At 71.8% G+C, this 24316-nt stretch carries 23 protein-coding genes, 5 tRNA genes and 2 pseudogenes; 10 read left to right on the top strand and 20 right to left on the bottom strand.

The window, feature by feature from the left end; all coding sequences use genetic code 11:
• Positions 1 to 116 precede the first annotated feature (116 nt).
• The gene (locus tag ACZ4MU_RS27580) at positions 117 to 1727 is read right to left on the bottom strand and encodes a DAK2 domain-containing protein (protein ID WP_467881849.1); all 1611 of its coding nucleotides are present in this window, start codon (positions 1725 to 1727) and stop codon (positions 117 to 119) included.
• Between the two features lie 243 nt (positions 1728 to 1970).
• On the opposite strand from ACZ4MU_RS27580, the gene rpmB reads away from it, so the two are divergent.
• Positions 1971 to 2156, top strand: coding sequence for a 50S ribosomal protein L28 (rpmB, locus tag ACZ4MU_RS27575; RefSeq protein ID WP_003957616.1), 186 nt, complete (start codon positions 1971 to 1973; stop codon positions 2154 to 2156).
• Positions 2157 to 2292: 136 nt separating this feature from the next.
• Here the strand turns inward: rpmB and thiD are convergent, their stop codons facing one another.
• A complete protein-coding gene (gene thiD, locus ACZ4MU_RS27570) occupies positions 2293 to 3102 on the bottom strand; it encodes a bifunctional hydroxymethylpyrimidine kinase/phosphomethylpyrimidine kinase (protein WP_467881681.1) in 810 nt (269 codons plus the stop codon).
• Positions 3099 to 4061: a thiamine-phosphate kinase gene (locus ACZ4MU_RS27565; protein ID WP_467881679.1), complete on the bottom strand. Its 963-nt coding sequence runs from the start codon at positions 4059 to 4061 to the stop codon at positions 3099 to 3101. The genes thiD and ACZ4MU_RS27565 overlap by 4 nt, the downstream gene beginning before the upstream one ends.
• 248 nt (positions 4062 to 4309) lie before the next feature.
• On the opposite strand from ACZ4MU_RS27565, the gene ACZ4MU_RS27560 reads away from it, so the two are divergent.
• Positions 4310 to 4543 (top strand): Lrp/AsnC family transcriptional regulator, encoded by a 234-nt coding sequence (locus ACZ4MU_RS27560; protein WP_064070330.1) that lies wholly within the window; start codon positions 4310 to 4312, stop codon positions 4541 to 4543.
• A gap of 20 nt (positions 4544 to 4563) precedes the next feature.
• Positions 4564 to 5046, top strand: a complete 483-nt coding sequence (locus ACZ4MU_RS27555) for a DUF3515 domain-containing protein (protein ID WP_467881677.1) — start codon at positions 4564 to 4566, stop codon at positions 5044 to 5046.
• Between the two features lie 57 nt (positions 5047 to 5103).
• Here the strand turns inward: ACZ4MU_RS27555 and ACZ4MU_RS27550 are convergent, their stop codons facing one another.
• From ACZ4MU_RS27550 to ACZ4MU_RS27540, 3 genes are read right to left on the bottom strand one after another with little or no spacing between them, the layout of a single operon-like run.
• The gene (locus ACZ4MU_RS27550; RefSeq protein WP_467881675.1) at positions 5104 to 6270 is read right to left on the bottom strand and encodes a D-alanine--D-alanine ligase family protein; all 1167 of its coding nucleotides are present in this window, start codon (positions 6268 to 6270) and stop codon (positions 5104 to 5106) included.
• 34 nt (positions 6271 to 6304) lie between these two features.
• Positions 6305 to 7318: an NAD(P)H-dependent glycerol-3-phosphate dehydrogenase gene (locus tag ACZ4MU_RS27545; RefSeq protein WP_467881673.1), complete on the bottom strand. Its 1014-nt coding sequence runs from the start codon at positions 7316 to 7318 to the stop codon at positions 6305 to 6307.
• Positions 7315 to 8067: a lysophospholipid acyltransferase family protein gene (locus tag ACZ4MU_RS27540; RefSeq protein WP_358837620.1), complete on the bottom strand. Its 753-nt coding sequence runs from the start codon at positions 8065 to 8067 to the stop codon at positions 7315 to 7317. Before ACZ4MU_RS27540 ends, ACZ4MU_RS27545 begins: the two co-directional genes overlap by 4 nt.
• A 239-nt stretch (positions 8068 to 8306) precedes the next feature.
• On the opposite strand from ACZ4MU_RS27540, the pseudogene cofC reads away from it, so the two are divergent.
• A pseudogene (gene cofC / locus ACZ4MU_RS27535) lies at positions 8307 to 8900 on the top strand (2-phospho-L-lactate guanylyltransferase); the annotation flags it as partial.
• Between the two features lie 393 nt (positions 8901 to 9293).
• On the opposite strand, the gene ACZ4MU_RS27530 reads toward cofC, so the two are convergent.
• From ACZ4MU_RS27530 to leuC, 4 genes are all read right to left on the bottom strand, one after another.
• Positions 9294 to 9989: an HU family DNA-binding protein gene (locus tag ACZ4MU_RS27530; RefSeq protein WP_467881671.1), complete on the bottom strand. Its 696-nt coding sequence runs from the start codon at positions 9987 to 9989 to the stop codon at positions 9294 to 9296.
• A gap of 144 nt (positions 9990 to 10133) precedes the next feature.
• Positions 10134 to 10361 (bottom strand): SCO5555 family protein, encoded by a 228-nt coding sequence (locus tag ACZ4MU_RS27525; protein ID WP_467881669.1) that lies wholly within the window; start codon positions 10359 to 10361, stop codon positions 10134 to 10136.
• 247 nt (positions 10362 to 10608) lie between these two features.
• A complete protein-coding gene (gene leuD / locus ACZ4MU_RS27520) occupies positions 10609 to 11202 on the bottom strand; it encodes a 3-isopropylmalate dehydratase small subunit (protein ID WP_467881668.1) in 594 nt (197 codons plus the stop codon).
• Positions 11203 to 11208: 6 nt separating this feature from the next.
• Entirely contained in the window at positions 11209 to 12633 is a 1425-nt protein-coding gene (gene leuC, locus ACZ4MU_RS27515) for a 3-isopropylmalate dehydratase large subunit (RefSeq protein WP_467881666.1), read from the bottom strand.
• Positions 12634 to 12804: 171 nt separating this feature from the next.
• On the opposite strand from leuC, the gene ndgR reads away from it, so the two are divergent.
• Entirely contained in the window at positions 12805 to 13521 is a 717-nt protein-coding gene (ndgR, locus tag ACZ4MU_RS27510) for an IclR family transcriptional regulator NdgR (RefSeq protein WP_005311436.1), read from the top strand.
• Between the two features lie 229 nt (positions 13522 to 13750).
• Here the strand turns inward: ndgR and ACZ4MU_RS27505 are convergent, their stop codons facing one another.
• Complete coding sequence (locus ACZ4MU_RS27505; protein WP_467881664.1) at positions 13751 to 14215, bottom strand: DUF4188 domain-containing protein; 465 nt, start codon at positions 14213 to 14215, stop codon at positions 13751 to 13753.
• Positions 14216 to 14322: 107 nt separating this feature from the next.
• On the opposite strand from ACZ4MU_RS27505, the gene ACZ4MU_RS27500 reads away from it, so the two are divergent.
• On the top strand, positions 14323 to 14970 hold the full coding sequence (locus ACZ4MU_RS27500) for a MerR family transcriptional regulator (protein ID WP_467881663.1): 648 nt from the start codon (positions 14323 to 14325) through the stop codon (positions 14968 to 14970).
• 80 nt (positions 14971 to 15050) lie between these two features.
• Here ACZ4MU_RS27500 and ACZ4MU_RS27495 read toward each other — a convergent pair.
• From ACZ4MU_RS27495 to ACZ4MU_RS27455, 9 genes are all read right to left on the bottom strand, one after another.
• A tRNA-Glu gene (locus ACZ4MU_RS27495) sits at positions 15051 to 15123 on the bottom strand.
• Between the two features lie 55 nt (positions 15124 to 15178).
• Positions 15179 to 15250, bottom strand: a tRNA-Gln gene (locus ACZ4MU_RS27490).
• Between the two features lie 16 nt (positions 15251 to 15266).
• A tRNA-Glu gene (locus ACZ4MU_RS27485) sits at positions 15267 to 15339 on the bottom strand.
• Between the two features lie 62 nt (positions 15340 to 15401).
• A tRNA-Glu gene (locus tag ACZ4MU_RS27480) sits at positions 15402 to 15474 on the bottom strand.
• 41 nt (positions 15475 to 15515) lie between these two features.
• A tRNA-Gln gene (locus ACZ4MU_RS27475) sits at positions 15516 to 15587 on the bottom strand.
• A gap of 89 nt (positions 15588 to 15676) precedes the next feature.
• A complete protein-coding gene (locus tag ACZ4MU_RS27470) occupies positions 15677 to 16396 on the bottom strand; it encodes an HAD family hydrolase (protein ID WP_467881661.1) in 720 nt (239 codons plus the stop codon).
• A 68-nt stretch (positions 16397 to 16464) separates the two neighbouring features.
• Positions 16465 to 17943, bottom strand: coding sequence for a glutamate--tRNA ligase (gene gltX / locus ACZ4MU_RS27465; protein ID WP_467881659.1), 1479 nt, complete (start codon positions 17941 to 17943; stop codon positions 16465 to 16467).
• Positions 17936 to 18727, bottom strand: coding sequence for a fumarylacetoacetate hydrolase family protein (locus tag ACZ4MU_RS27460; RefSeq protein WP_467881657.1), 792 nt, complete (start codon positions 18725 to 18727; stop codon positions 17936 to 17938). The genes gltX and ACZ4MU_RS27460 overlap by 8 nt, the downstream gene beginning before the upstream one ends.
• 145 nt (positions 18728 to 18872) lie before the next feature.
• Positions 18873 to 19058 carry a hypothetical protein gene (locus ACZ4MU_RS27455; protein ID WP_467881656.1) on the bottom strand — a complete coding sequence of 62 codons (186 nt, stop codon included), beginning with the start codon at positions 19056 to 19058 and terminating at the stop codon, positions 18873 to 18875.
• A gap of 583 nt (positions 19059 to 19641) precedes the next feature.
• Here ACZ4MU_RS27455 and ACZ4MU_RS27450 point away from each other — a divergent pair.
• The 4 genes and pseudogenes from ACZ4MU_RS27450 to ACZ4MU_RS27435 form a co-directional block, all read left to right on the top strand.
• Positions 19642 to 23328: a sensor histidine kinase gene (locus ACZ4MU_RS27450; protein ID WP_467881654.1), complete on the top strand. Its 3687-nt coding sequence runs from the start codon at positions 19642 to 19644 to the stop codon at positions 23326 to 23328.
• A gap of 9 nt (positions 23329 to 23337) precedes the next feature.
• Positions 23338 to 23751 (top strand): roadblock/LC7 domain-containing protein, encoded by a 414-nt coding sequence (locus ACZ4MU_RS27445; RefSeq protein WP_067164664.1) that lies wholly within the window; start codon positions 23338 to 23340, stop codon positions 23749 to 23751.
• A gap of 110 nt (positions 23752 to 23861) precedes the next feature.
• The gene (locus ACZ4MU_RS27440) at positions 23862 to 24269 is read left to right on the top strand and encodes a DUF742 domain-containing protein (protein ID WP_067164662.1); all 408 of its coding nucleotides are present in this window, start codon (positions 23862 to 23864) and stop codon (positions 24267 to 24269) included.
• Positions 24250 to 24316 (top strand): annotated as a pseudogene (locus tag ACZ4MU_RS27435) (ATP-binding protein); the annotation flags it as partial. The gene ACZ4MU_RS27440 and the pseudogene ACZ4MU_RS27435, both read left to right, overlap by 20 nt.

The raw sequence follows: 24316 nt of genomic DNA, 5'->3' as shown, positions 1-24316 counted from the left end.
TCCCGCAGGAGGCCCCGGCGCCCCGGGGACAACTCGGCGCGTACGGCGGCCACTCGGCCGGGCGCGCGCTCCGCCCGCCGGTGCCGGCCGGTCCGTCCGCCGGGCCGCCGGTCCCGTCACTCGACGCCGATCAGCAGCGGGGAGCTCTGGTTGCCGCCCTCGTAGACGACCGTGTCGACCGCCAGATGGGCCTCGCGCACATGGGCCTCGATGCCGGGGGCCAGCTCCGCCGGGGTGTCGGCGGCCCGCACCAGGGTGACCAGCTCGCCGCCCGCGGCCAGCATCCGGTCGAGGACCGCCTCGGCCGTACGGCCCAGATCCTGTCCGATCACGGCCACGTCGCCGTCGATGAGGCCCAGCACATCCCCGGCCTGGCAGATGCCGGCCGTGGTCCACGACTGCCGCTCGGCGACGGCCAGTTCCGCGTAACGGGTCGCGCCGGCCGCCGCGGTCATCGCCACCACGTCCTCGTCGAAGCGGCGGTCGGGGGCGTGCACCGCGAGCGCGGCGAGGCCCTGGACGGCGGAGCGGGTGGGGATGAGCGCGACCCGTACGCCCTCGGCGCGCGCCTGCTCCACGGCCGCGGCGGCGGTGTGGCGCAGCTCGGCGTCGTTGGGCAGGAGCACGACCTCGCGCGCGTGGGCGCGGCGGATCGCGTCGACGAGCTCGCCGCTGGCCGGGGGCTCGCCCGGCCGGGCCAGCACGGCGGTGGCCCCGGCCTCGGCGCACAGCCCGGCCAGGCCCTCGCCGGGCACCACCGCGACGACGGCCCGCTGGGCCTGTTCGCGCGGCTCGGGGTGCGCGCCGAAGTGGGTGATGCGGATCCGGTACGGACGGCCCGCCTCCACGCCCGCCTCGACGGCCGCACCCGCGTCGTCCACATGGACGTGGACGTTCCACAGGCCGTCGCCGCCGACCACCACCAGGGAGTCCCCGAGGGCGTCCAGTCTGCCGCGCAGCCGTGCCACCGCCGCGTCGTCCGCCTCCAGGAGGTAGATCACCTCGAAGGCGGGGCCCGCGGCCTCCTCGCCCGGGGCGTCCTCGGCCGGGCAGCCGGTCGCGTCGAGCGGCGCACGCGTCTCGTGCCGTACGGACGGCACCTCGCCGGAGAGCGCCTGCGCCAGCGCCCCCAGGACCGTCACCAGCCCCCAGCCGCCCGCGTCCACGACCCCGGCGCGGCCCAGCACCGCGAGCTGGGCGGGCGTCTTCTCCAGGGCCCGCCGGGCACCGGCGTAGGCCGCGCTCGCCACGGCCGCCGCGCCACCACCCGCGCCGCCGTCGCCGTCCGCCTCCCGGGCCGCCTGCGCCGCGGCCGTCGCCACCGTCAGGACCGTGCCCTCGACGGGGTGCGCGACCGCCTCGTACGCCGACTCGGCCGCCCGGCGCAGGGCTCCCGACAGGTCCGTGCCGCGCTCGGCGAGGACCTCGGCCATACCGCGCAGCAGCTGGGAGAGGATCGTGCCCGAGTTGCCGCGGGCCCCCAGGAGGGCGCCGTGGGCCATCGCCCGTATGACGTCGGCCGTATCGGGCACCTCGGTGTACGCGGCGAAGACCGCCTCCACCGCCTGGTGGGCGGACTCCACCGTCAGATACAGATTGGTGCCGGTGTCCCCGTCCGCGACGGGGTAGACGTTGACCGCGTCGATCTCCGCGCGGTCCCGGCCGAGCCCGTCCAGGGCCAGCGAGCACCAGGTGCGTACCGCGACGGCGTCGAGAGTCTGCGGCACCTGGTGTCCTCCTAGAGCGGCCGGTGAGCTGCGGGCCAGCAGCAGGGTAGACCCGGTGAGCGGCTCCGGACCGGGGCGGGGGGCGGCGGCGGTCATGGTAGTTTCGTATCTCGGGAGCAGCCGTTGTATGCTGCTTCGGTTGCCCGGCGAGAGTCGGGCCATTCCCCCGGCAAGCCACCTCAGATCTCTGATCCGGTGCGCCGGATTTCACTGTAAGTGCATCTGAAGTCTTTGGAGTGACCCGTGGCTGCCAACTGCGACGTCTGCGGCAAGGGGCCGGGCTTCGGCAACAACATTTCGCACTCGCACCGCCGTACGTCTCGTCGCTGGAACCCGAACATCCAGCGCGTGCGTGCCGTGGTCGGTCGGACGCCGAAGCGGCTCAACGTCTGCACCTCGTGCATCAAGGCCGGCAAGGTCTCGCGCTAACGCCGACGTTTCGTCGTAGCGCAGCCCTTTCCGGTTGCCCAGAAAGCCGGTCCACCTCGGTGGGCCGGCTTTTTGACGTCCTCGTGCGGGCCGGAAGGACCTGACCGAGGCCCCCCGGGTGAGCGGGCCCCCGCGCTCAGGAAGCGCGCAGACCCCAGCCGTGGTCCACCGGGCCGATCCCCGACCCCAGGGCGAAGCCCGCCGCGATCGCCGCCGTCACGTACTCCTTGGCCGCCCGCGCCGCCTCCGGCACCGTCAGACCCTTGGCCAGGGACGAAGCCAGCGCCGAGGCCAGGGTGCAGCCCGTGCCGTGGGTGTGGCGGTTGTCCCGGCGGGGCGCCCGGAGCCAGTGCTCCTCGCCGCCGTCCGTGAGCAGGTCCACCGCCTCCGGTGACGCCGAGCCCGCCAGATGCCCGCCCTTGATCAGGGCCCAGCGCGGGCCGAACGCGAGGATCGCCTCCGCCGCCCGCCGCATCCCGTCCTCGTCCTCGACCCGTACGCCCGTGAGCTGCGCCACTTCGTCCAGGTTGGGCGTGGCCACCGTCGCCGCCGGCAGCAGTCGCAGGCGTACGGACTCCAGCGCCTCGGCGGCCAGCAGCGCGTCGCCGTGCTTGGAGACGCCCACCGGGTCCACGACCACCGGCGCGTCCGTGTCCGCCAGGAGGTCCGCCACGGTCTCCACCAGGAGCGCCGAGGAGAGCATCCCGGTCTTCACGGCCTGGACGCCGATGTCGTCGACGACCGAGCGGTACTGCGCCCGGACCGCCTCGGCGGGCAGCTCCCAGGCGCCCTGGACGCCCAGCGAGTTCTGCGCGGTCACCGCGGTGATCACGCTCATCCCGTGGACGCCCAGGGCCAGCATCGTCTTCAGGTCCGCCTGGACACCGGCGCCGCCGCCGGAGTCGGAGCCCGCGACGGTCAGCACCCGGGGCGGCGCGGTGGTCACTCCGCGTCCCCGAAGTGGTCCCAGCCGCCCTTGGCGGTCCAGGGGGCGCCGTCGACGGTCACCTGCGGCAGCGCGGAGGGGTTGAGGACCTCCCCGATCACCTTCCAGCGGGCGGGCAGCTTCACGTCCGGCGGGAAGGTCGCGACGATCGCGTGGTCCTCTCCCCCGGTCAGCACCCACTGGAGCGGGTCGACGCCGACCGCCTGGCCGATGTCGCTCATCTGCGTCGGGATGTCGATCAGGCCCGAGCGCAGGTCGATACGGACCTTGCTGGCCTCCGCGATGTGCCCGAGGTCCGCGACCAGGCCGTCGCTGACGTCCGTCATGGCGGTGGCGCCGAGACCGGCGGCGGCGGGACCCGCGTGGTAGGGCGGCTCCGGGCGGCGGTGGGCCTCCACGAAGGCGCGCGGCGAGCGGAAGCCCCGCGAGAGCACCGCGAAGCCCGCCGCCGACCAGCCGAGCCAGCCCGTGACCGCGACCACGTCGCCGGGCTGCGCGCCGCCGCGGGTCACCGGCTCGTGGTTGCGCAGGTCCCCGAGGGCGGTGATGGCGACGGTGATGGTGTCGCCGCGCACCACGTCGCCGCCGACCACGGCCGCCCCCGCGACCTGGCACTCGTCCCGGATCCCGTCCATCAGCTCGACCGGCCAGGTGGCCGGGAGCTCGGCGGGGACGACCAGGCCCAGCAGCAGCGCGGTGGGGACCGCGCCCATGGCGGCGATATCGGCCAGATTCTGCGCGGCGGCCTTGCGCCCCACGTCGTACGCGGTCGACCAGTCGCGCCGGAAGTGGCGGCCCTCCAGGAGGATGTCCGTGCTCGCCACCACCCTGCGGTCGGGTGCGGTCACGACCGCGGCGTCGTCGCCGGGGCCGATCCGTACCGCGGGGGTCGAGGTGAGCCGGGAGGTCAGCTCCCTGATGAGCCCGAACTCCCCCAACTCGCCCACAGTGCCTCTCACCGTGCCACCTCTCATCCTCGTACCCCTTGGGACCCGGCGCGCTCGCGGTCGCGAGCCGTCACCTCGGTGGGTACCGTCAACACATACGTCAACTTCTGCCGCGCGCACGCGGATGTGCGAGCGCCCGCGCCTGCGCGGTACTCCCGCGGGCGCACGGCGACGCGATACCGTGGCGTCTCTTTCTTCCCCCCTCGGGCCTCCTCGCCGCAGGGAGGGGACATGATCCTCGTGGCCGCCCTGGAGGTTCCGTGGTACAGGCGTACATCCTCATCCAGACCGAGGTGGGCAAGGCGTCGACCGTCGCCGAGACCATCGCGAAGATCCCGGGGGTGATCCAGGCCGAGGACGTCACCGGGCCGTACGACGTGATCGTGCGCGCCCAGGCGGACACGGTCGACGAGCTGGGCCGCATGGTGGTCGCCAAGGTCCAGCAGGTGGACGGGATCACCCGCACCCTGACCTGCCCGGTGGTTCATCTGTAGCCCCCGCTTACCCTTGGCCGGTGACTTCTTCTCGCCGCCGGTCCCTCCTCGTGCCCGCAGCCGCCCTCGCCCTGCTGGCCGCCGCGGGCTGCTCCTCCACGGACGCGAAGGCGACGATCACGGTTCCCAGCCCGCCGAAGGAGACCGCCTCGCTCTGCGGCGCGCTGCACAAGACGCTGCCCCACAGGCTCGACGGGCTCAAGCGGAATGATCCCAGCCCGGCGTCGGATCTGACCGCCGGGTGGGGCGATGACGGGATCGTACTGCGCTGCGGGATCGACCGGCCGGAGAAGATGAACGATCCCGAGGCGGACGGGGTGACCGTGGACGGCGTCAACTGGCTCCTGGAGCAGGTGACGGGCGGCTTCCGCTTCACCACGACCTATCGCAAGGCGTACGTGGAGGTCACCCTGCGCACGGCGTCCGGGAAGGCCGCCGGGGACATCGGGTGGCTCACCCAGCTCTCCGGGCCCGTCAAGAAGACGGTCCCGGAGAGCCTGTAGCGCCCGAGGGCCGCGGCGAACCGCGCGGCCGGCCGACGACGGCCCGTCGGCGAACGGCTACCGAAGCCCCGTCGGCCTGCGCAGCGCCGCCTCGATGAGGCGGTCCACCAGCTCCGCGTAGTCCACGCCCGTCGCCTCCCACATCCGCGGGTACATGGAGATCGGCGTGAACCCCGGCATCGTGTTGATCTCGTTGATCACGAACTCGCCGTTCTCCTGGAGGAAGAAGTCCGCGCGGACCAGGCCCTCGCAGGACGCGGCCTCGAACGCCTCCACGGCGAGCCGGCGCACCTCGGCGGTCGCCTCGGCGCCGATCGGCGCGGGCACGATCCCGTCGGCCGAGTCGATGTACTTCGCCTCGAAGTCGTAGAAGGCGTGGTCGCTCACCGGCGGGATCTCGGCCGGGACGCTCGCACGCGGCCCGTCCTCGAACTCCAGGACGCCGCACTCGATCTCCCGGCCGCGCAGCAGCGACTCGACCAGGAACTTGGGGTCGTGGCGCCGCGCCTCCTCGATGGCCTCGTCCAGGCCGTCGAAGGAGTCGACCTTGGTGATGCCGAAGGAGGAGCCCGCCCGGGCCGGCTTGATGAACAGCGGCCAGCCGTGCTCACCCGCGAACGCGGCGATCCGCTTGCGGGCGCCCTGCTCGTCCTGCTCCCACTCGCGCGGCCGGATCACCAGGTAGGGGCCGACGGCCAGCCCGAAGGAGGTGAACACCCGCTTCATGTAGTCCTTGTCCTGGCCGACGGCCGAGGCGAGCACGCCCGAGCCGACGTAGGGGACGCCGGAGAGTTCGAGCAGGCCCTGGAGGGTGCCGTCCTCGCCGTACGGGCCGTGCAGCACCGGGAAGACGACGTCGACCTCGCCCAGCGCCTTGGGGACCGCGCCGGGCTCGCTGAAGACGACCTCGCGGTTGTTCGGGTCCACGGGGAGCACGACCGCGCCCTCGGCGGACTCGGCGAGCTCGGCGACGCTGGGCACCTTGCGGTCGGCGATGGCCATCCGCTCCGGCTCGTCGGCGGTGAGCGCCCAGCGGCCGTCGGTGGTGATGCCGATGGGCAGCACGTCGTACTTCGTACGGTCGATGGCGCGCAGCACGGCACCGGCGGTGACGACCGAGATGCCGTGCTCGGAGCTGCGGCCGCCGAACACGACGGCCACCCGCGGCTTGCGCGGCTGCTGGGGGCTCGATTCAGGGCTCTGGGGGAGGTTCTCGCTGCTCATATCGCGATGAGCGTACCCGTTCGACTCGGCGGTTTCAGCGCCGCTCGGGCTTGGCGCTGCGCGACATCAGCTCCTTGAGGGCGACCACCGGCGGCTTGCCCTCGTGGACGATCCCGACGACCGTCTCGGTGATGGGCATGTCGACACCGTGGCGGCGCGCCAGATCCAGCACGGACTCGCAGGACTTGACGCCCTCGGCGGTCTGCCGGGTGACCGCGATGGTCTCCTGGAGCGTCATGCCCCGGCCCAGGTTGGTGCCGAAGGTGTGGTTGCGCGAGAGCGGCGAGGAGCAGGTGGCGACGAGGTCGCCCAGGCCCGCGAGGCCGGAGAAGGTGAGCGCGTCGGCGCCCATGGCGAGGCCGAGCCGGGTGGTCTCGGCCAGGCCCCGGGTGATGAGCGAGCCCTTGGCGTTGTCGCCCAGGCCCATGCCGTCCGCGATGCCGACCGCGAGGCCGATGACGTTCTTGACCGCGCCGCCGAGCTCGCAGCCGACGACGTCGGTGTTGGTGTACGGGCGGAAGTACGGGGTGTGGCAGGCGGCCTGGAGGCGCTGGGCCACGGCCTCGTCGCGGCAGGCGACCACGGCGGCGGCGGGCCGGCGCTGGGCGATCTCCTTGGCGAGGTTGGGGCCGGTGATCACGGCGACGCGGTCGGCGGGGACCTTGGCGACCTCCTCGATCACCTCGCTCATCCGCTTGGCGGTGCCGAGTTCGACGCCCTTCATCAGCGAGACGAGGACGGTGTCGGGCGCCAGCAGCGGCGTCCAGGCGGCGAGGTTGGCGCGCAGGGTCTGCGAGGGTACGGCGAGGACGGTGAAGTCGGCGCCCGCCGCGGCCTCGGCGGGGTCGGTGGTGGCCCGCACGGCCGCGGGCAGTTCGATGCCCGGCAGGTAGTCGGGGTTGGTGCGGGTGGTGTTGATCGCCTCGGCGAGTTCGGGGCGGCGGCCCCACAGGGTCACCTCGCAGCCCGCGTCGGCGAGGACCATGGCGAACGCCGTACCCCAGGAGCCGGTGCCGAATACTGCTGCCTTGGTGGCGGCGTGCGTCACTTGGTGCCCTCCCCGGCGGCCTTGCGGCGGAGCTGCGCGCGGACTTCGCGCGGATCGTACGGCTTGGCGGGGGCGGACTCGCCCCGGATCTCCTCCAGCTGGCGGGTGACCGCGGCCATGATGGCCTCGGTCGCCTCGCGCAGCACCTCGGGAGTGGGCTCCTTGTCGTAGAAGCGCGCGAGGTCGACCGGCGGACCGGCCTTCACCTGGAGGGTCTTGCGGGGGAAGAAGCGGACCTTCTTCTCCTTGGCATAGGGCGGCATCGCCAGGTTGGCGCCCCACTGGGCGACCGGGATGACCGGGGCCTTCGTCTGCATGGCGGCGCGTGCCACCCCGGTCTTGGCGGTCATCGGCCACATGTCGGGGTCGCGGGTGAGGGTGCCCTCGGGGTAGAAGACGACGCATTCACCCCGCTCGATGGCCTCGACGGCGGCCCGGAAGGCGCCGAAGGCATTGGAGGACTCGCGGTAGACGGGAATCTGGCCCGTGCCGCGCAGCAGCGGCCCCACCACGGGCACCTTGAAGAGCCCGGCCTTGGCGAGGAACCGGGGCACCCGTCCGGTGTTGTACTGGAAGTGCCCGTAGGAGAACATGTCGAGATACGAGTTGTGGTTGACCGCGGTGATAAAACCGCCGTCCGCCGGAATGTTCTCCATTCCGTGCCAGTCCCGCTTGAAAAGCACCACCAGTGGAGGTTTGGCGATGACCGCCGCCAGGCGGTACCAGAAGCCGATTCTGCGGCGGGACACTCGGAGCACCTTCCTCTAGGACAGACCACTGCGGGCCACCACGCGACTTGCGCAGGGAGCAAGTGTCGCTCCGGCCATCCGGTCTGTCGAGAACACCGTACGCCCCGACCGTGCGGGGGCCGCTCCTGGCCGGGTGACAATGGCCTGCGTCCCTGTCCGGCGGCTGTCCGTCCGACCGGACGCGGAGCGACGAGAGCGAGGGGGACGCCACGAACACCGCATCACCGGGCCACTGGTCCCTGGTCGTGCCGTTGAAGCCGCTGGCGCTGGCGAAGAGCAGGCTCACGGCCGCCGTCGGCGCGACGCTGCGGCCCCGGCTCGCTCTGGCGTTCGCCCTGGACACCGTGGGTGCGGCCCTCGCCTGCCCGGCGGTACGGGATGTGGCGGTCGTCACGGACGATCCGCTGGCGGGCGCGGAGCTGGCCGCGCTGGGCGCGCGGATCGTCGCCGACAGCCCGCGCGCGGGCCTCAACGCCGCCCTCGCGCACGGGGCGTACGCGATACGGCAGGGGCGCCCCGGGGCGGCGGTCGCGGCCCTGAACGCGGATCTTCCCGCGCTGCGGCCGGCGGAATTGGGGCGAGTACTGGATGCCGCCTCCGTATTTCCGCGCACATTTCTGGCCGACGCGGCGGGAATCGGGACGACATTTCTTTCGGCCGCCCCGGGAGTGGATTTGGCCCCGGCATTCGGCGGTCCCTCCCGGGCCGCGCATTCCGCGTCGGGCGCGGCGGAAATCCCGCTGACCGGGGTGGACTCGGTGCGCCGGGACGTGGACACCGGAGCGGACCTCGAAATCGCGCTGGCGCTGGGGACGGGACCGGCCACGGGGGCGCTGCGGGGCGCGGTGGAGGGCGTACCCGGGCTGGTGGGCGGCGGCGCTAGGCTGCCAGCCATGCAGGCGACCGCGTACACATACGACTTCGCAACCCGCAGCGGCAGTGTGCTGCTCGACGACGGCACCCCGGTGGACTTCGGGGCCGAGGCCTTCGACGCGGGCGGGCTGCGGCTGCTGCGGGTGGGCCAGCGGGTCCGCATCGAGACGGAGGGCGAGGGCGCGTCCCTGCGGATCACCCTGGTGACGCTGCAGACGTTCTGAGCCGCGCCCGCCCGGGGCGGAAGCGGCCGGGACGCGGCGGCAGCGGCCGGGACGGGGGCGGGGCCGACACGCCGCGGGCCGGGCTCCCCGAGGGGAGCCCGGCCCGGCGCGTGAGCCGTCCGGCGATGCCTACTTCTTGCGGGCGGTCGTCTTCTTGGCGGTGGTGGTCTTGCGCGCGGTGACCTTCTTGGCCGGCGCCTTCTTGGCGGCGGTCTTCTTGGCGGGCGCGGTCTTCTTGGCCGTGGCCTTCTTGGCGGTGGTGGCCTTCTTGGCCGGGGTCGCCTTCTTCGCCGTCGCCGTGGTCTTCTTGGCGGCGCCGGAGGTGGCGGTCTTCTTGGCCGCGGCCGCCGTCGTCTTCTTCACGGCCGGCGTGGTCTTCTTGGCGGTGGTCTTCTTGGCCGGCGCGGTCTTCTTCGCGGCGGTCGTCTTCTTCGCGGCGGTGGCCTTCTTGGCCGCGGCCTTCTTCACCGTGCTGCGGGTGGAGGTGCCACCCGAGAGGCTGCCCTTGGGCGCCTTCTTCACGGCGACCTCGTCGCCCTTGGGGAGCTTCTTCGAGCCGCTGACCAGGTCCTTGAAGCCCTGACCCGCGCGGAAGCGCGGAACCGAGGTCTTCTTGACCCGCACGCGCTCACCCGTCTGCGGGTTGCGGGCGTAACGGGCCGGACGGTCGACCTTCTCGAACGAACCGAAACCGGTGACCGAGACCCGGTCGCCCGCGACGACGGCCCGGACGACCGCGTCCAGAACCGCGTCCACGGCGTCCGCGGCCTGCTGACGGCCGCCGAGCTTGTCGGCAATCGCTTCTACGAGCTGCGCCTTGTTCACGTCTTCCCCTTCGGAGACATTGGCCGGAACGAATCCGTTCTGGCTTTTTCGCACGTTAGGCAGATATATACCGCAAATCAAACACGAAACGGGCTAATCACCCTAGTGCCGCAACGAAGTCGGCTTCACCGAACTCCTTGTGACTCAGTCGTCTTCGGGGAATCGGCCCTCTTCGAGGTCCTTCATCAACCGGTCCAGACGCCTTGCCGCATCGGCGAGATCGTGTTTGGCAGCCGCTGTGATGACCAGCAGCTTCCGGGACAGCGCCATCCGTACGCCCTCCGGGACTTGCAGTTCGCGCACCACTGTGTGCGCTTCTTTCAGCCGGTCCGCGACGAGCCGGTAGAGCTCGAGTTGGCTGTCGCGTTCCATGCGCCGATTGTGCCATCTGGGGCGAGTTGTCGCCTCCGGCGGGGGCAACTGAGGGATTCCGGGTGGCTTCCGGCTCCCCAACGACCACCGGTCGCGCAAGACCCAATCCGGCCATCTGCTGTGCAGCCTAGGCTAGTTGACGCCACCCTGACACCCCGCAACGCAACACGCCCCCTGTCCCGAAAGACAGGGGGCGTGTTGGGCCGAACGACTGCCCCGGACCCGCCCAAGAGGCGGCCCGGGCCGGTCAGACGAGCGAGGTGCTGGGCTTGTGGGAGGGCCGCTTCGCCTCGTACGCGGCGATGGCGGCCTCGTTCTGGAGCGTGATGCTGATGTCGTCCAGGCCGTTCAGCAGCCGCCAGCGGGCGTTCTCGTCGAGTTCGAAGGCGGCCGTGACGCCTTCCGCGCGGACCTGGCGGTCCTGGAGGTCCACCGTGATCTCGGCGTTCGGGTCGCGCTCCGTCAGCTCCCAGAGCGCGTCCACGACTTTCTGGTCGATCACCACCGTGAGCAGCCCGTTCTTCAGCGAGTTGCCCCGGAAGATATCGGCGAACCGGGAGGAGATCACGGTTTTGAAACCGTAGTTCTGCAGGGCCCACACGGCGTGCTCGCGCGACGAGCCCGTACCGAAGTCGGGGCCCGCGACCAGCACCGACGCGCCCTGGCGCTCGGGCTTGTTCAGAACGAACTCCGGGTCCTTGCGCCAGGCCTCGAACAGCCCGTCCTCGAAGCCGTCCCGGGTGACCTTCTTCAGCCAGTGGGCCGGGATGATCTGGTCGGTGTCTACATTGGAGCGGCGCAGCGGGACGGCCCGGCCGGTGTGCGTGGTGAAAGCTTCCATGGCTGATCAGACTCCAGCGGGCGTACGGGCGTCGGACAGGTCGGCGGGGGACGCCAGGTGGCCGAGAACCGCTGTTGCGGCGGCGACCTGCGGCGACACCAGATGGGTGCGGCCGCCCTTGCCCTGCCTGCCCTCGAAGTTGCGGTTGGAGGTGGAGGCGGAGCGCTCGCCGGGTGCCAGCTGGTCGGGGTTCATGCCCAGGCACATCGAGCAGCCCGCGTGCCGCCATTCGGCGCCGGCGGCGGTGAAGACCTTGTCCAGGCCCTCCTCCACGGCCTGGAGCGCCACCCGCACCGAGCCCGGCACGACCAGCATCCGTACGCCGTCGGCGACTTTGCGGCCCGCCAGGATCGAGGCCGCCGCGCGCAGGTCCTCGATACGGCCGTTGGTGCAGGAACCTACGAAGACGGTGTCGACGTCGATGGTCCGCAGCGGCTGCCCGGCGGTCAATCCCATGTACTCCAGCGCCTTTTCGGCGGCCAGGCGCTCCGAAGCGTCTTCGTACGAAGCCGGGTCGGGGACGGACGCCGAAAGCGGTGCTCCCTGGCCCGGATTGGTGCCCCAGGTGACGAACGGGGAGAGCTGGGTGGCGTCGATGACGACCTCGGCGTCGAAGACCGCGTCCTCGTCCGTCTTCAGGGTCTGCCAGTACGCGACGGCCTCGTCCCAGTCGGCGCCCTCGGGGGCGTGGGCGCGGCCCTGGAGGTAGTCGAACGTGGTGCGGTCGGGGGCGATCATGCCCGCCCGGGCGCCGGCCTCGATCGACATGTTGCAGATGGTCATCCGGGCCTCCATCGAGAGCTTCTCGATGGCCGGGCCGCGGTATTCCAGGACATAGCCCTGGCCGCCGCCGGTGCCGATCCTGGCGATGATGGCCAGGATCAGGTCCTTGGCGGTGACGCCGTCGGGCAGCTCGCCCTCGACGGTGATGGCCATGGTCTTGAAGGGGGCCAGTGGCAGGGTCTGGGTGGCGAGCACATGCTCTACCTGTGAGGTGCCGATCCCGAACGCCAGCGCCCCGAAAGCGCCGTGCGTGGAGGTGTGCGAGTCGCCGCAGACCACGGTGGTGCCGGGCTGGGTCAGGCCAAGCTGCGGTCCCACCACGTGGACGACGCCCTGCTCGACGTCGCCGAGGGGGTGCAGCCGCACGCCGAACTCGGCGCAGTTCTTGCGCAGCGTCTCCAGCTGGGCCCGGGAGACCGGGTCGGCGATGGGCTTGTCGATGTCGAGGGTCGGGGTGTTGTGGTCCTCGGTGGCGATGGTGAGGTCGAGGCGCCGCACCGGGCGGCCGCTCTTGCGCAGCCCGTCGAAAGCCTGCGGGCTGGTCACCTCGTGCAGCAGGTGCAGATCGATGAAGAGGAGGTCGGGCTCGCCCTCGGCGCGCCTGACGACATGGTCGTCCCAGACCTTCTCCGCGAGTGTCCTACCCATCGCTTTCCCTCCGGCCGGCGTCGTCGCCGGCCCAACTAGAGACCGGGTGTACCGCCGGGCCCCCGGGACCGGACGGTGGCTGCGGCCGTTGTGCGGACCGCCAGTACAGGTTCGCAAGTTCCGGAGAAAATTGAACTTGCGTTTCACAGAGTGAGACGCGAGTATCGTTTCATGGACAACTCTAGCGGCGTCGGCGTTCTCGACAAGGCGGCTCTCGTCCTGAGCGCCCTGGAGTCCGGTCCGGCCACCCTCGCGGGGCTGGTCGCGGCGACCGGACTCGCACGACCCACGGCACACCGCCTTGCCGTGGCACTGGAACACCACCGGATGGTGGCGCGGGACATGCAGGGCCGGTTCATCCTCGGCCCGCGGCTCGCGGAGCTCGCGGCCGCGGCCGGCGAGGACCGCCTGCTGGCCACGGCCGGTCCCGTGCTCACGCATCTGCGGGACGTGACGGGCGAGAGCGCGCAGCTCTACCGCCGTCAGGGCGACATGCGGATCTGCGTGGCGGCGGCCGAGCGGCTGTCCGGTCTGCGGGACACCGTGCCGGTCGGCTCGACCCTGACGATGAAGGCGGGCTCCTCCGCGCAGATCCTGATGGCCTGGGAGGAGCCGGAGCGCCTGCACCGGGGGCTCCAGGGCGCCCGCTTCACGGCGACGGCCCTGTCGGGCGTGCGGCGCCGGGGCTGGGCCCAGTCGATCGGCGAGCGCGAGCCGGGCGTGGCCTCGGTCTCGGCGCCGGTGCGCGGTCCGTCCAACCGCGTGGTCGCCGCCGTCTCGGTCTCCGGACCGATCGAGCGCCTGACCCGCCACCCGGGCCGGATGCACGCGCAGGCGGTCATCGACGCCGCCGCGCGCCTGTCCGAGGCCCTGCGCCGCAACGGCTAGCCGCACCTACGTCCACCTCCGGCCCCCCGCTCCAACGCCGCAGCGGGGGGCCACCTCCGTGCCGGCCCTCTGCCCGCGGGCCGGCAGGCGGGTTACCCGCCCCTCAGGGGTCGGCCGCAGCCGGAGAATCCAGCTCAGCCACAGGCATTCGGGGGCGCGGGGAACTGCGCGAGCAACCCCCACCGGCCCGCAGACGAACGCCGGGCGCGACCAGCCCCCACCGCCGCGCTCACGCCGCCTTCAGGCGGCCCGCCACCGGCACCACCCCCGTCGCCCTGCCCAGCCCGAACTCCGGCATGCCGACGTACACCGACTCGTACGACCCCGCCGGGACCACATACGTCTCGTGCCAGATGCCCACCGCCCCCTTCGCCCCGCGCGCCCGGCGGTTGAAGGCCGCCCAGGCCGGCCGGTGCTCCTTGTCCTGGGCCCCGGCGTACGCCAGGAGCTTCTCCTTGGACTCCCAGTACTGCACCACCGCCACCGCGCGCGGCCCGGCGAGGACGGGCTGGAAGCCGAGCAGCCCGCTGCCCTCCTCCCTGACGAGCTCCTTCAGCATGCGCGGCATCGCGGCCGTCACCGGCAGCCAACTGCGCAGCGAGCGGAAGCGGTTGACGCGCATCCCGATCAGGAAGACCACCACGTCCCCCTCGGCGCCGGCGGTCATACGTCCCTCGATCAGCCTCGCGCTCATGACAGTCCCCCATGACGTAGCAGTGGCGTTCGGGCCGGACACTGGTTGGATAGTTGCACTATCCGATGATTGGATAGTGGCACTCTCCGAGGGAAGGCGCAAGAGGTATGAGACTGGCGGAGCTGAGTGAGCGGAGCGGGGTCGCCCCGGCGACGATCAAGTACTACCTGCGCGAGGGCCTGCTGCCGCCGGGCGGGCGGGTCACCGCCACCCAGGCCGACTACGACGCCTCGCATCTGCGGCGCCTCAAGCTGGTGCGCGCGCTGATCCAGGTGGGACGGGTGCCGGTGGCCGCCGCCAAGGAGGTCCTCGCGGCCCTGGAGGACGAGTCCCTGGACCACCACTCCCGGCTCGGCATCGCCGTCGAGGCGCTGCCGAACGCCCCGGAACCCGCCCCCGACGACCCGTGCGCGCAGACCGCGCGCGCCTCGGTGGACGCGGTGATCGACGGGCTCGGCTGGCAGTACGGCGGCTCGGACCCGCGGGGCGGCTCGGGCGCGTATCGCACGCTGCTGGCGGCGGTGACCGCGCTCGCCCGGCTCGGATACCCCTGCGGTCCCGAGGAGTTGGCGCCCTACGCGAAGGCCGCCGCCCACATGGCGGTCACCGACCTGGACTTGGTGGAGCGCTGGGAGACCCCGGCCGAACAGGTAGAGGCGGCCGTGGCGTTGACCGTGCTCTACGAGCCGGTGCTGCTGAGTCTGCGGCGGCTGGCCCAGGCGCAGGAGTCGGCGCGGCGCTTCGCGCGGCCATGACGCGCGCCCCGGGACCGGCCCGCCCCCGGGGCAAGCGGAAGGGGCCCGGCACACTGTGTGTGCCGGGCCCCTTCCTCACGTACCCCCGACCGGATTCGAACCGGCGCTACCGCCTTGAGAGGGCGGCGTGCTAGGCCGCTACACAACGGGGGCGTGTTGTCGATCCCGAGGGATCGGTGAATCGCATGTCTTTCGATCATGCGATCCGCTGGGCTACCAGGACTCGAACCTAGAATGACGGTACCAGAAACCGTAGTGTTGCCAATTACACCATAGCCCATGGTGGTTTAGACCAGTACCCCCGACCGGATTCGAACCGGCGCTACCGCCTTGAGAGGGCGGCGTGCTAGGCCGCTACACAACGGGGGCCCTAGCGATCCTGCATGAGAGTCAGCGGGTGCGACCCGGACTGTCCCCCTGGGAAGGATCTGTACCCCCGACCGGATTCGAACCGGCGCTACTGCCTTGAGAGGGCAGCGTGCTAGGCCGCTACACAACGGGGGCTTTGCGGATCTGGAATCCGCGGTGCAGATAAGCTCTGCGAGCTGGCCTACCAGGACTCGAACCTAGACTAACGGAACCAGAAACCGTCGTGCTGCCAATTACACCATAGGCCACCGGAACACCATCCCCACCGGGGATCCCGCTCCGCTCGCGCTTTCGGTTCGGGGCTTTTCTTCCCGCTCCCCTCGGCGCAGGAAGAACATTACCCGAAGGTGTCCGGCGCTCCAAAACGGGTATCCCGGCGCAGCAGGCCGGGGAGCTCCTCCAGGCCCGTGATCCGCACCAGTTCGGGCCTGCCGCCCAGCCCGTTGCGGTCCAGCCAGATCCCCAGGAGCCCGGCCTCCACGGCGCCGCGCGCGTCGATGTCCGGCTGGTCGCCCACGTACGCGACCTCCTCGGGGGCCAGCGCCAGGGCCTCGCAGGCCGCGTGGAAGGCCCCCGCCTCGGGCTTGGAGATCCCCAGCTCGGCCGCGCACACCACCGCCTCGAAGCGGTCGCGTACACCCAGGACCTCGAGCTTGCGCTCCTGGTGGCGGAGGGAGGAGTTGGACAGGACCGCGTGCCGGTAGCCGCCGGCCAGCAGGTCCAGGGCGGGCACGGTGTCCGGGAAGAGCGACCAGGCGGCCTCGTAGTGGGCCAGATGGCGCTCGAACCAGGTCTCGGCGTCGGGGTCGCTCAGCTCGGCGCCGAGGAAGGCGCGCACCCGGTCGCGCCGCTGGCCCTCCCAGTCGGTCTCCCCCGCGGCGAACCGCGCCCAGTGGTACGCGGTGAGCTCGTCCCAGGCCGCGAGCGCCTGCTCCATCGACGCGTACGCGACGGGCAGGCCCTCCATCTCCAGATGGGCGTTCATGCCGCTGCGGGCGGCCGAGGCGTAGTCGAAGATCGTGTCGTCGATGTCCCAGAGGACGGCGCGGACGGTCATGCCCCGACGGTACGCCGAAGGGGCGTCGGCCGACCGGCCCACGCCCCTTCGGGACATACGTCAAGCGACTATGCCGCCAGCTTCGCCAGCGCCGCGTCGATGCGGGCCAGCGTCTTCTCCCGGCCCAGGATCTCCAGGGACTCGAACAGCGGCAGACCGATCGTGCGGCCGGTGACGGCGACGCGGACCGGGGCCTGCGCCTTGCCGAGCTTGAGGCCGTGCGCCTCGCCGGCGGCCAGGACGGCCTCCTTGAGGGACTCCGGGGAGGACCAGTCGGCCGACTCCAGCTTCTCGCGGACGGTGCGCAGCAGCGCGTCCGAGCCCTCCTTCATCGCCTTGGCCCAGGACGCCTCGTCCTCGACCGGCTCCTTCAGGAAGAGGAAGTCGACGTTGGCCGTGATGTCCGACAGGACGGTCAGACGCGTCTGGGCGTGCGGCGCGATGGCCTCCCAGGCGGCGCGGTCGAAGTCCTCGGGCGCCCAGTTGGCGTGCGGGGCGTTCAGCCACGGCTCGCAGGCGGCCGTGAACGCCTTCACGTCCAGCATGCGGATGTGGTCGGCGTTGATCGACTCGGCCTTCTTGAGGTCGAAGCGCGCCGGGTTGGCGTTGACGTCCGCCACGTCGAACCTGGCGACCATGTCGGAGAGCGAGAAGACGTCCTGGTCGGCAGAGAAGGACCAGCCGAGGAGCGAGAGGTAGTTGAGCAGGCCCTCCGGGAGGAAACCGCGCTCGCGGTAGACGTTCAGGGACGCCTGCGGGTCGCGCTTGGAGAGCTTCTTGTTGCCCTCGCCCATGACGTACGGCAGATGGCCGAAGACCGGGGTCTCCTTGGCCACGCCCAGCTCGATCAGCGCCTTGTAGAGCGCGATCTGCCGCGGGGTGGAGGAGAGCAGGTCCTCGCCGCGCAGGACGTGGGTGATCTCCATCAGCGCGTCGTCGACCGGGTTGACCAGCGTGTACAGCGGGGCGCCGTTGGCGCGGACGATGCCGTAGTCCGGCACGTTGTCCGGGGTGAAGGTCAGCTCGCCGCGGACCAGGTCCGTGAAGGTGATCGGCTCGTCGGGCATCCGGAAGCGGACGATGGCCGTGCGGCCCTCCGCCTCGTACGCCGCCTTCTGCTCGGCGCTCAGCTCGCGGCAGTGGCCGTCGTAACCCGAGGGCCTGCCGGCGGCGCGGGCCGCCTCGCGGCGCTGGTCGAGCTCCTCGGTGGTGCAGTAGCAGTGGTAGGCGTGGCCGCCCGCCAGCAGCTTCCCGGCCACGTCCTTGTAGATGTCCATGCGCTGGGACTGGCGGTAGGGGGCGTGCGGGCCGCCCAGCTCCGGGCTCTCGTCCCAGTCCAGGCCGAGCCAGCGGAAGGAGTCCAGGAGCTGCTCGTACGACTCCTCGGAGTCGCGCGCCGCGTCGGTGTCCTCGATGCGGAAGACGATGGTGCCGCCCGTGTGCCGGGCGTACGCCCAGTTGAACAGGGCGGTCCGGACCAGGCCCACGTGCGGGTTGCCGGTCGGGGAGGGACAGAAACGTACGCGGACGTTCGTCGCGTTAGCCACGCTTGATCACCTTGTTGGTGAGAGTGCCGATGCCTTCGATGGTGACGGCGACCTCGTCGCCGGCGTTGAGGGGGCCGACCCCGGCGGGGGTGCCGGTGAGGATGACGTCGCCGGGGAGCAGCGTCATGGCCTCGGTGATGTGGACGACCAGGTCCTCGATGGAGCGGATCATGTCGCTGGTACGGCCCAGCTGGCGCTGTTCGCCGTTGACCGTCGCCTGGATCGTGAGATCGGTGGGGTCGAGGTCGGTCTCCACCCAGGGGCCGAGCGGGCAGGAGGTGTCGAAGCCCTTGGCGCGGGCCCACTGCTTCTCGCGGCGCTGGACATCACGCGCGGTGACGTCGTTGGCGCAGGTGTAGCCGAAGATGACGTCCTTGACGCGCTCGCGCGGGACCTCGCGGCACATCCGGCCGATCACCACGGCCAGCTCGGCCTCGTGGTGCAGCTCGCTGGAGAAGGAGGGGTACTCGATCGCGTCGCCGGAGCCGATCACCGAGGTGGTGGGCTTGAAGAAGGCGACGGGCGCCTCGGGACGCCCCTGATCGTCGACGACGGCGTTGCCGAGCTCCTTGGCGTGCTCCGCGTAGTTGCGGCCGATGCCCACGACCTTGTTCGGCAGCACCGGCGGCAGCAGCCGGACCTTGCTCAGCGGGACCTTGGTCCCGGAGAGCTCGAAGTCGGCGTACGGAATGCCCTTGATGATGTCGAGCACGGGCCCCTGCGGGGTGTCCTCGACCGCGCCGAAGGCGACATTGCCGTCGATGGAGAATCTGGCGATGCGCACGGGATGCTGTCGCCCCTCACTTGGTCGCTGGCTGGAGACTGACGCTCCAGGCTAACGCGGGTGAGGGGGCGACCCGCGCTCCGAGGACGCCGTCCGGGCCGGTGGGAGCGCCCGGTGGCGTACGGGAAGGGGCGCGCGCCCCTTCTTACTGGGCGGCGGCGGTGACCGGGGCTTCCATCAGGGTGGTGCGGCGCGGGTTGGCCGTCTGGGCCGGCAGGTCGACCGGGTGCTCGGGCAGGAGCTCCGTCGCCATCTCCTCGGCGTCCGCGAGGTGCGCCAGGGTGGTGCGGCGGGGGTTGGCTATGGTGCGGATCATCATCGTCGTCTTCATCTGCCGTTCGGACCCTGTCGGTTGCGGGGCGCGCGGCGGCGCCGGTTGTCGGATTGCCCATCCCTGTAAAGCGACAGGCTAAACATTCGAATTCCCGGCAAACGGCCGTAGAGGCGACGATCATCATGTGAGTTTGCTCACGAGTTGGTAACCATTTAGGACATAACGACCCGTCAACTCGGGCCGACCAATCGGACATTGCACCACTGAACCCTCCATTCCGCTCTTGATCATGGCGACTGGGTAGCACCTCCCACGTAAGCGACTCGTGGGCAAAAGTCCGATTCATCCGTGCCCAGTTTCTACGGCTCGTGACTCGTTCATCACAATGTGTCACTCAGGTCACAGCCCGGTACACGGGCCTTGTTGGAGATCCGGCACTGTGCTGGAATTCCACGCACCGCCGCGGGTCACTGACCGGCGCGCAGGGGCGCAACGCAGCGCCGAGTGGCGGCGGGGAGGGGGAGACCAACAAGCGCCGGTCACTCACGACCAACACATGGGGCGCACACTTGCCCCACGACGCCGACACCGTCCCTTCCGTTCAGAGCGGGGGACGCCTGGTCCAGAGGTTGCGACGCTAGTGCAGGGACGTTTCAAGAGGGATGGCAGCGCTGCGGCGGAGCAGGAGCCGCACGGCGGGACTGGCCCCACATCAGTCAGTTCCTCGCCCCAGCACGCCCAGAACCCCCGGGCCACCCAGAATCCGTCGGCTCCTTCGCCGGGCGGTGACGACAAGGCCGGCCCCTCCGGCCCCACGGGCCGCTCCGCCGCGGGCGGCGAGAAGCCCACGTCCGCGCCCAAGCCGAAGCCGGCCGTGGACACCGGGTCGCGAATAGCCCTGCGCAACTGGCGCATCTCCACCCGACTGGTCGCGCTGCTGACCCTGCCCGTGGTCGCCGCGACCACCCTCGGCGGGCTGCGCATCAACGAGTCGATGAACGACATGAAGCAGCTGGACCACATGCAGCTGCTCACCGACATGACCAAGCAGGCCACCGAGCTGGCCGCCGCGCTCCAGGAGGAGCGCGACAAGTCGGCGGGCCCGCTGGCCACCCGCACCGGCGCGGACATGGTCCAGACGGCCAAGGGCACCACCGACCGGGTCAAGCAGTCGTTCATGACGGCCACCCAGGACGTCGACAACCCGGACAACGACGACGCCCTGGAGTCGATCCGCCGTAACGTCACGGCCATCGCGATCCAGCTCCAGGACCTCGACAACATCCGCAAGAGCGCCTACCGCGGCGACGTCTCGGACTCCCAGACCGTCGAGGGCTACAGCCGCCTCATCCGCGGTCTGCTCAGCCTCTCCCAGGACATGGCGCAGGCCACCTCCAACCCGGAGATGATCAAGCGCACCCGTGCGCTGGCCGCGTTCTCCTCCGCCAAGGAGTACGCCTCCATCCAGCGCGCGATCATCGCCGCCGCGCTCCCCGCGACCAAGGACAAGACCGGCACCCTCGCCGAGTCCGACCGCCTCTACGCCAAGTCCGCGGCGGACGGCGAGCGCCAGGAGCTGTCGTCGTTCTCGATCGTCTACGAGAGCAACCACGGCAACCCCGAAGAGCTGATGGCCCCGCTCGACAAGGGCAACTCGGAGATCACCGCGGCCAACGCGTACTCCCAGCGCGTCCTCAAGGGCGGCCTCGCCACGGAGACCAAGCGCTCGTACCTCGACTGGTACGACCAGGACTCCAACAAGATCAACCAGATGAAGACGATCGAGCAGACCCTGCTCGGCGAGATGGAGCAGAAGGCCCGCGAGCTGCGCGACCAGTCGCAGCGGGACGCGATCCTCAACGGTGCCCTGATCCTCATCGTCCTCGGCGTCTCGCTGGTCGGCGCGTTCGTCGTGGCGCGGTCCATGATCCGCTCGCTGCGGCGCCTCCAGGACACCGCGACCCGGGTCGCCCAGGACCGGCTGCCCGAGCTCGTCAAGCAGCTCTCCGAGTCCGACCCGCAGGACGTCGACACCTCCGTGGAGTCGGTCGGCGTGCACTCCCGGGACGAGATCGGCCAGGTGGCCGCGGCCTTCGACGACGTGCACCGCGAGGCGGTCCGCCTCGCCGCCGAGCAGGCGCTGCTGCGAGGCAACGTCAACGCGATGTTCACCAACCTCTCGCGCCGCTCCCAGGGCCTCATCCAGCGCCAGCTCTCGCTCATCTCCGAGCTGGAGTCCCGCGAGGCCGACCCGGACCAGCTCTCCTCGCTCTTCAAGCTCGACCACCTCGCGACCCGTATGCGCCGGAACGGCGAGAACCTCCTCGTCCTCGCCGGTGAGGAGCCGGGCCGACGCTGGACCCGCCCGGTCCCGCTGGTCGACGTGCTCCGCGCCGCCGCCTCCGAGGTGGAGCAGTACGAGCGCATCGAACTGGCCGCCGTGCCCGCGACCGACGTCGCCGGCCGCGTGGTCAACGACCTCGTGCACCTGCTCGCCGAGCTCCTGGAGAACGCCACCTCGTTCTCCTCGCCGCAGACCAAGGTCCGCGTCACCGGTCACGCCCTGCCCGACGGCCGGGTGCTCGTCGAGATCCACGACACCGGCATCGGCCTCTCCCCCGAGGACCTCGCCGCGATCAACGAACGGCTCGCGTCGCCGCCCACCGTGGACGTCTCGGTCTCGCGCCGCATGGGTCTGTTCGTGGTCGGCCGGCTGTCCCTGCGTCACGGCATCCGCATCCAGCTGCGCCCCTCCGACTCCGGCGGTACGACGGCGCTCGTCATGCTGCCCGTCGACGTCGCCCAGGGCGGCAAGAAGGCTCCCGGCAAGCCCGGCGGCCCCCAGGGCCAGGCGCCCTCGGGGCCCGGCGCCGGCCGTCCCGGCGTGACCCCGGGCCCTGGTGCCCGCGCGGGTCTCGCCGGTGCGCTCGGCAGCGGCCCGGCCGGCGGCCCCGCCGGCGGCGGACGGCTCGGCACGGGCGCCCCGCGCGGTGCGGTGGCCGGCGGTACGGGTCCGCGCGCCGCGCTGCCCCCGCGTGACGGCGGCGCCCAGCAGCCCCGCCAGGGCCAGAAGCAGAACCAGAACCAGGGCGGCTTCGGCCAGGGCGCCTTCGGCACCGGCATCCCGGCCCAGCAGCCCCCGGCCCCGCGCCGCGGTGACCGCCCGCAGGCCCCGCAGGGCGGCGCCCCGCGCGCCGAGCTGCCCGGCGGCGGCGCCCCGCAGCGCCCGCAGGCCGCGAGCTGGGGCAACGAGCAGGCGGCGCAGGACGGCCCGCGCGGTCACGAGGAGAGCGAGCAGCACACCGGCCAGTACCCCCGGCCGCAGCTCGACGAGCGCCAGGGCCCCGGCTCCACGGCGGAGTTCGCCCGCCCCGACTTCGACGGGCCGCCGCCGGGACGCCAGGACGCGCCCCAGTCGCCGCAGTCCACCGGCCAGTTCGTGCGCCCGGACGTCTTCGGCGCCCCGCAGGGCTCCCAGGACCCCGCGTCCCTGCCGCCGCAGGCGACCGGCCAGTTCGAGCGCCCCGGCGCGTACGGTCAGAACGCGGGCCAGGGTCAGGGCGCCGGCCAGGACACCGGCCAGTACGCCCGCCCCCCGATGGACGACCGCCAGGGTCCCGCGGCCACCTCCGAGTTCGCCCGGCCGGACTTCGACGCACCGCGCCCCGCGCAGCAGCAGCCCCAGCAGTACGAGGCACCGCAGCAGCCCCAGGGCCGCCGGAGTCCGGGCGCCGGGACCCCGCCGCGGCAGTCGCAGCCGGAGGCCCTGCCGCCGGCGCCGAACGCCGGTGACGGCCGTACGCCGTTGTATGACACCCTGGAGACCAACTGGTTCCACGGCCAGGGCGGTCAGAACGGTCAGCAGCCGGGTCAGCCCGCGCCCCAGCAGGGTCCGGGCCACCCGGGCCAGGCCGGTCAGGGCGGGCCCCAGGGTCTGCGTCCGGCGCAGCCCCCGGCCGCGGCGCCGCAGAGCCCCGAGCGCCGCCCGGCGCCGGTGCAGCGCGACGCGGGCGGCGCGGCCGGCAACGGCAGCTGGCGGCCCTCGCCCAACGACGAACTCGTCCGCCAGGCCGAGCGGGCCCGCAAGCCCGCCGCCGGCGGTGTCACCACTTCCGGTCTGCCCAAGCGGGTACCGCGTGCCAACCTGGTCGCGGGTACCGCACAGCAGCAGCAGAACCAGGCAGGCCCCCAGGTCTCGCGCGCGCCCGACGATGTGCGCGGCCGCCTGACCAATCTCCGCCGGGGTATCCAGCAGGGGCGGCAGGCCGGCAACGGCCCGTCGACCGGCAGTTTCTCGATGGACCCCACTCACCAGCAGGAGCGATAGTTGAGTCAGATGAGCCAGGCGGCGCAGAACCTGAACTGGTTGATCACCAACTTCGTGGACAACACCCCAGGGGTGTCCCACACGGTGGTGGTCTCCGCCGACGGCCTGCTGCTTGCCATGTCCGAAGGATTCCCGCGGGACCGGGCCGACCAGCTCGCGGCCGTGGCGTCCGGCCTCACCTCGCTGACCGCGGGTGCGTCCCGGATCTTCGAGGGCGGCACCGTCGCCCAGACCGTGGTGGAGATGGAGCGCGGCTTCCTCTTCCTCATGTCCGTCTCCGACGGCTCCTCGCTGGCCGTGCTCGCCCACCCCGAGTGCGACATCGGCCTGGTCGGCTACGAGATGGCCCTCCTGGTCGACCGCGCCGGCTCCGTCCTCACCCCGGACCTGCGAGCGGAGCTCCAGGGGAGCCTGCTCCACTGAGGCCCCCCACTCAGTCAGAAACCACCGTCCGGCCGCGCCCCGCCCCCCCACCGGCCACATCAGACGGCTCGAAGACACTCGCTGTCCCTGCTGTCCCGCCCGGAGGATCAATGACCCCGCCACCCGCCTCACACGATTCGTACGGCGCGCTGCACGACGCGCACTACGACAGTGAAGGCGACCAGCCGCTGGTCCGCCCGTACGCCATGACGGGCGGCCGGACCCGGCCGCGCTACCAGCTGGCCATCGAGGCGCTGGTCAGCACGACCGCGGACCCGGCGCACCTGGCCACGCTCCTCCCGGAGCACCAGCGGATCTGCCACCTGTGCCGCGAGGTCAAGTCGGTGGCGGAGGTCTCGGCGCTGCTGCAGATGCCGCTCGGTGTGGCCCGGATTCTTGTCGCCGACCTGGCGGAGGCCGGCATGGTGGCCATCCACCAGCCGGGCAATGGAGAGGCCGGCGGCACGCCGGATGTGACACTGCTCGAAAGGGTGCTCAGTGGACTTCGCAAGCTCTAGCGGCGGTGCTGCCCGCTCCACCACTTCCGCGAAGATCGTGGTGGCGG

It is taken from the genome of Streptomyces sp. NPDC026377 (assembly GCF_055567715.1).
This window is presented reverse-complemented; position numbering and strand designations above follow the sequence as displayed.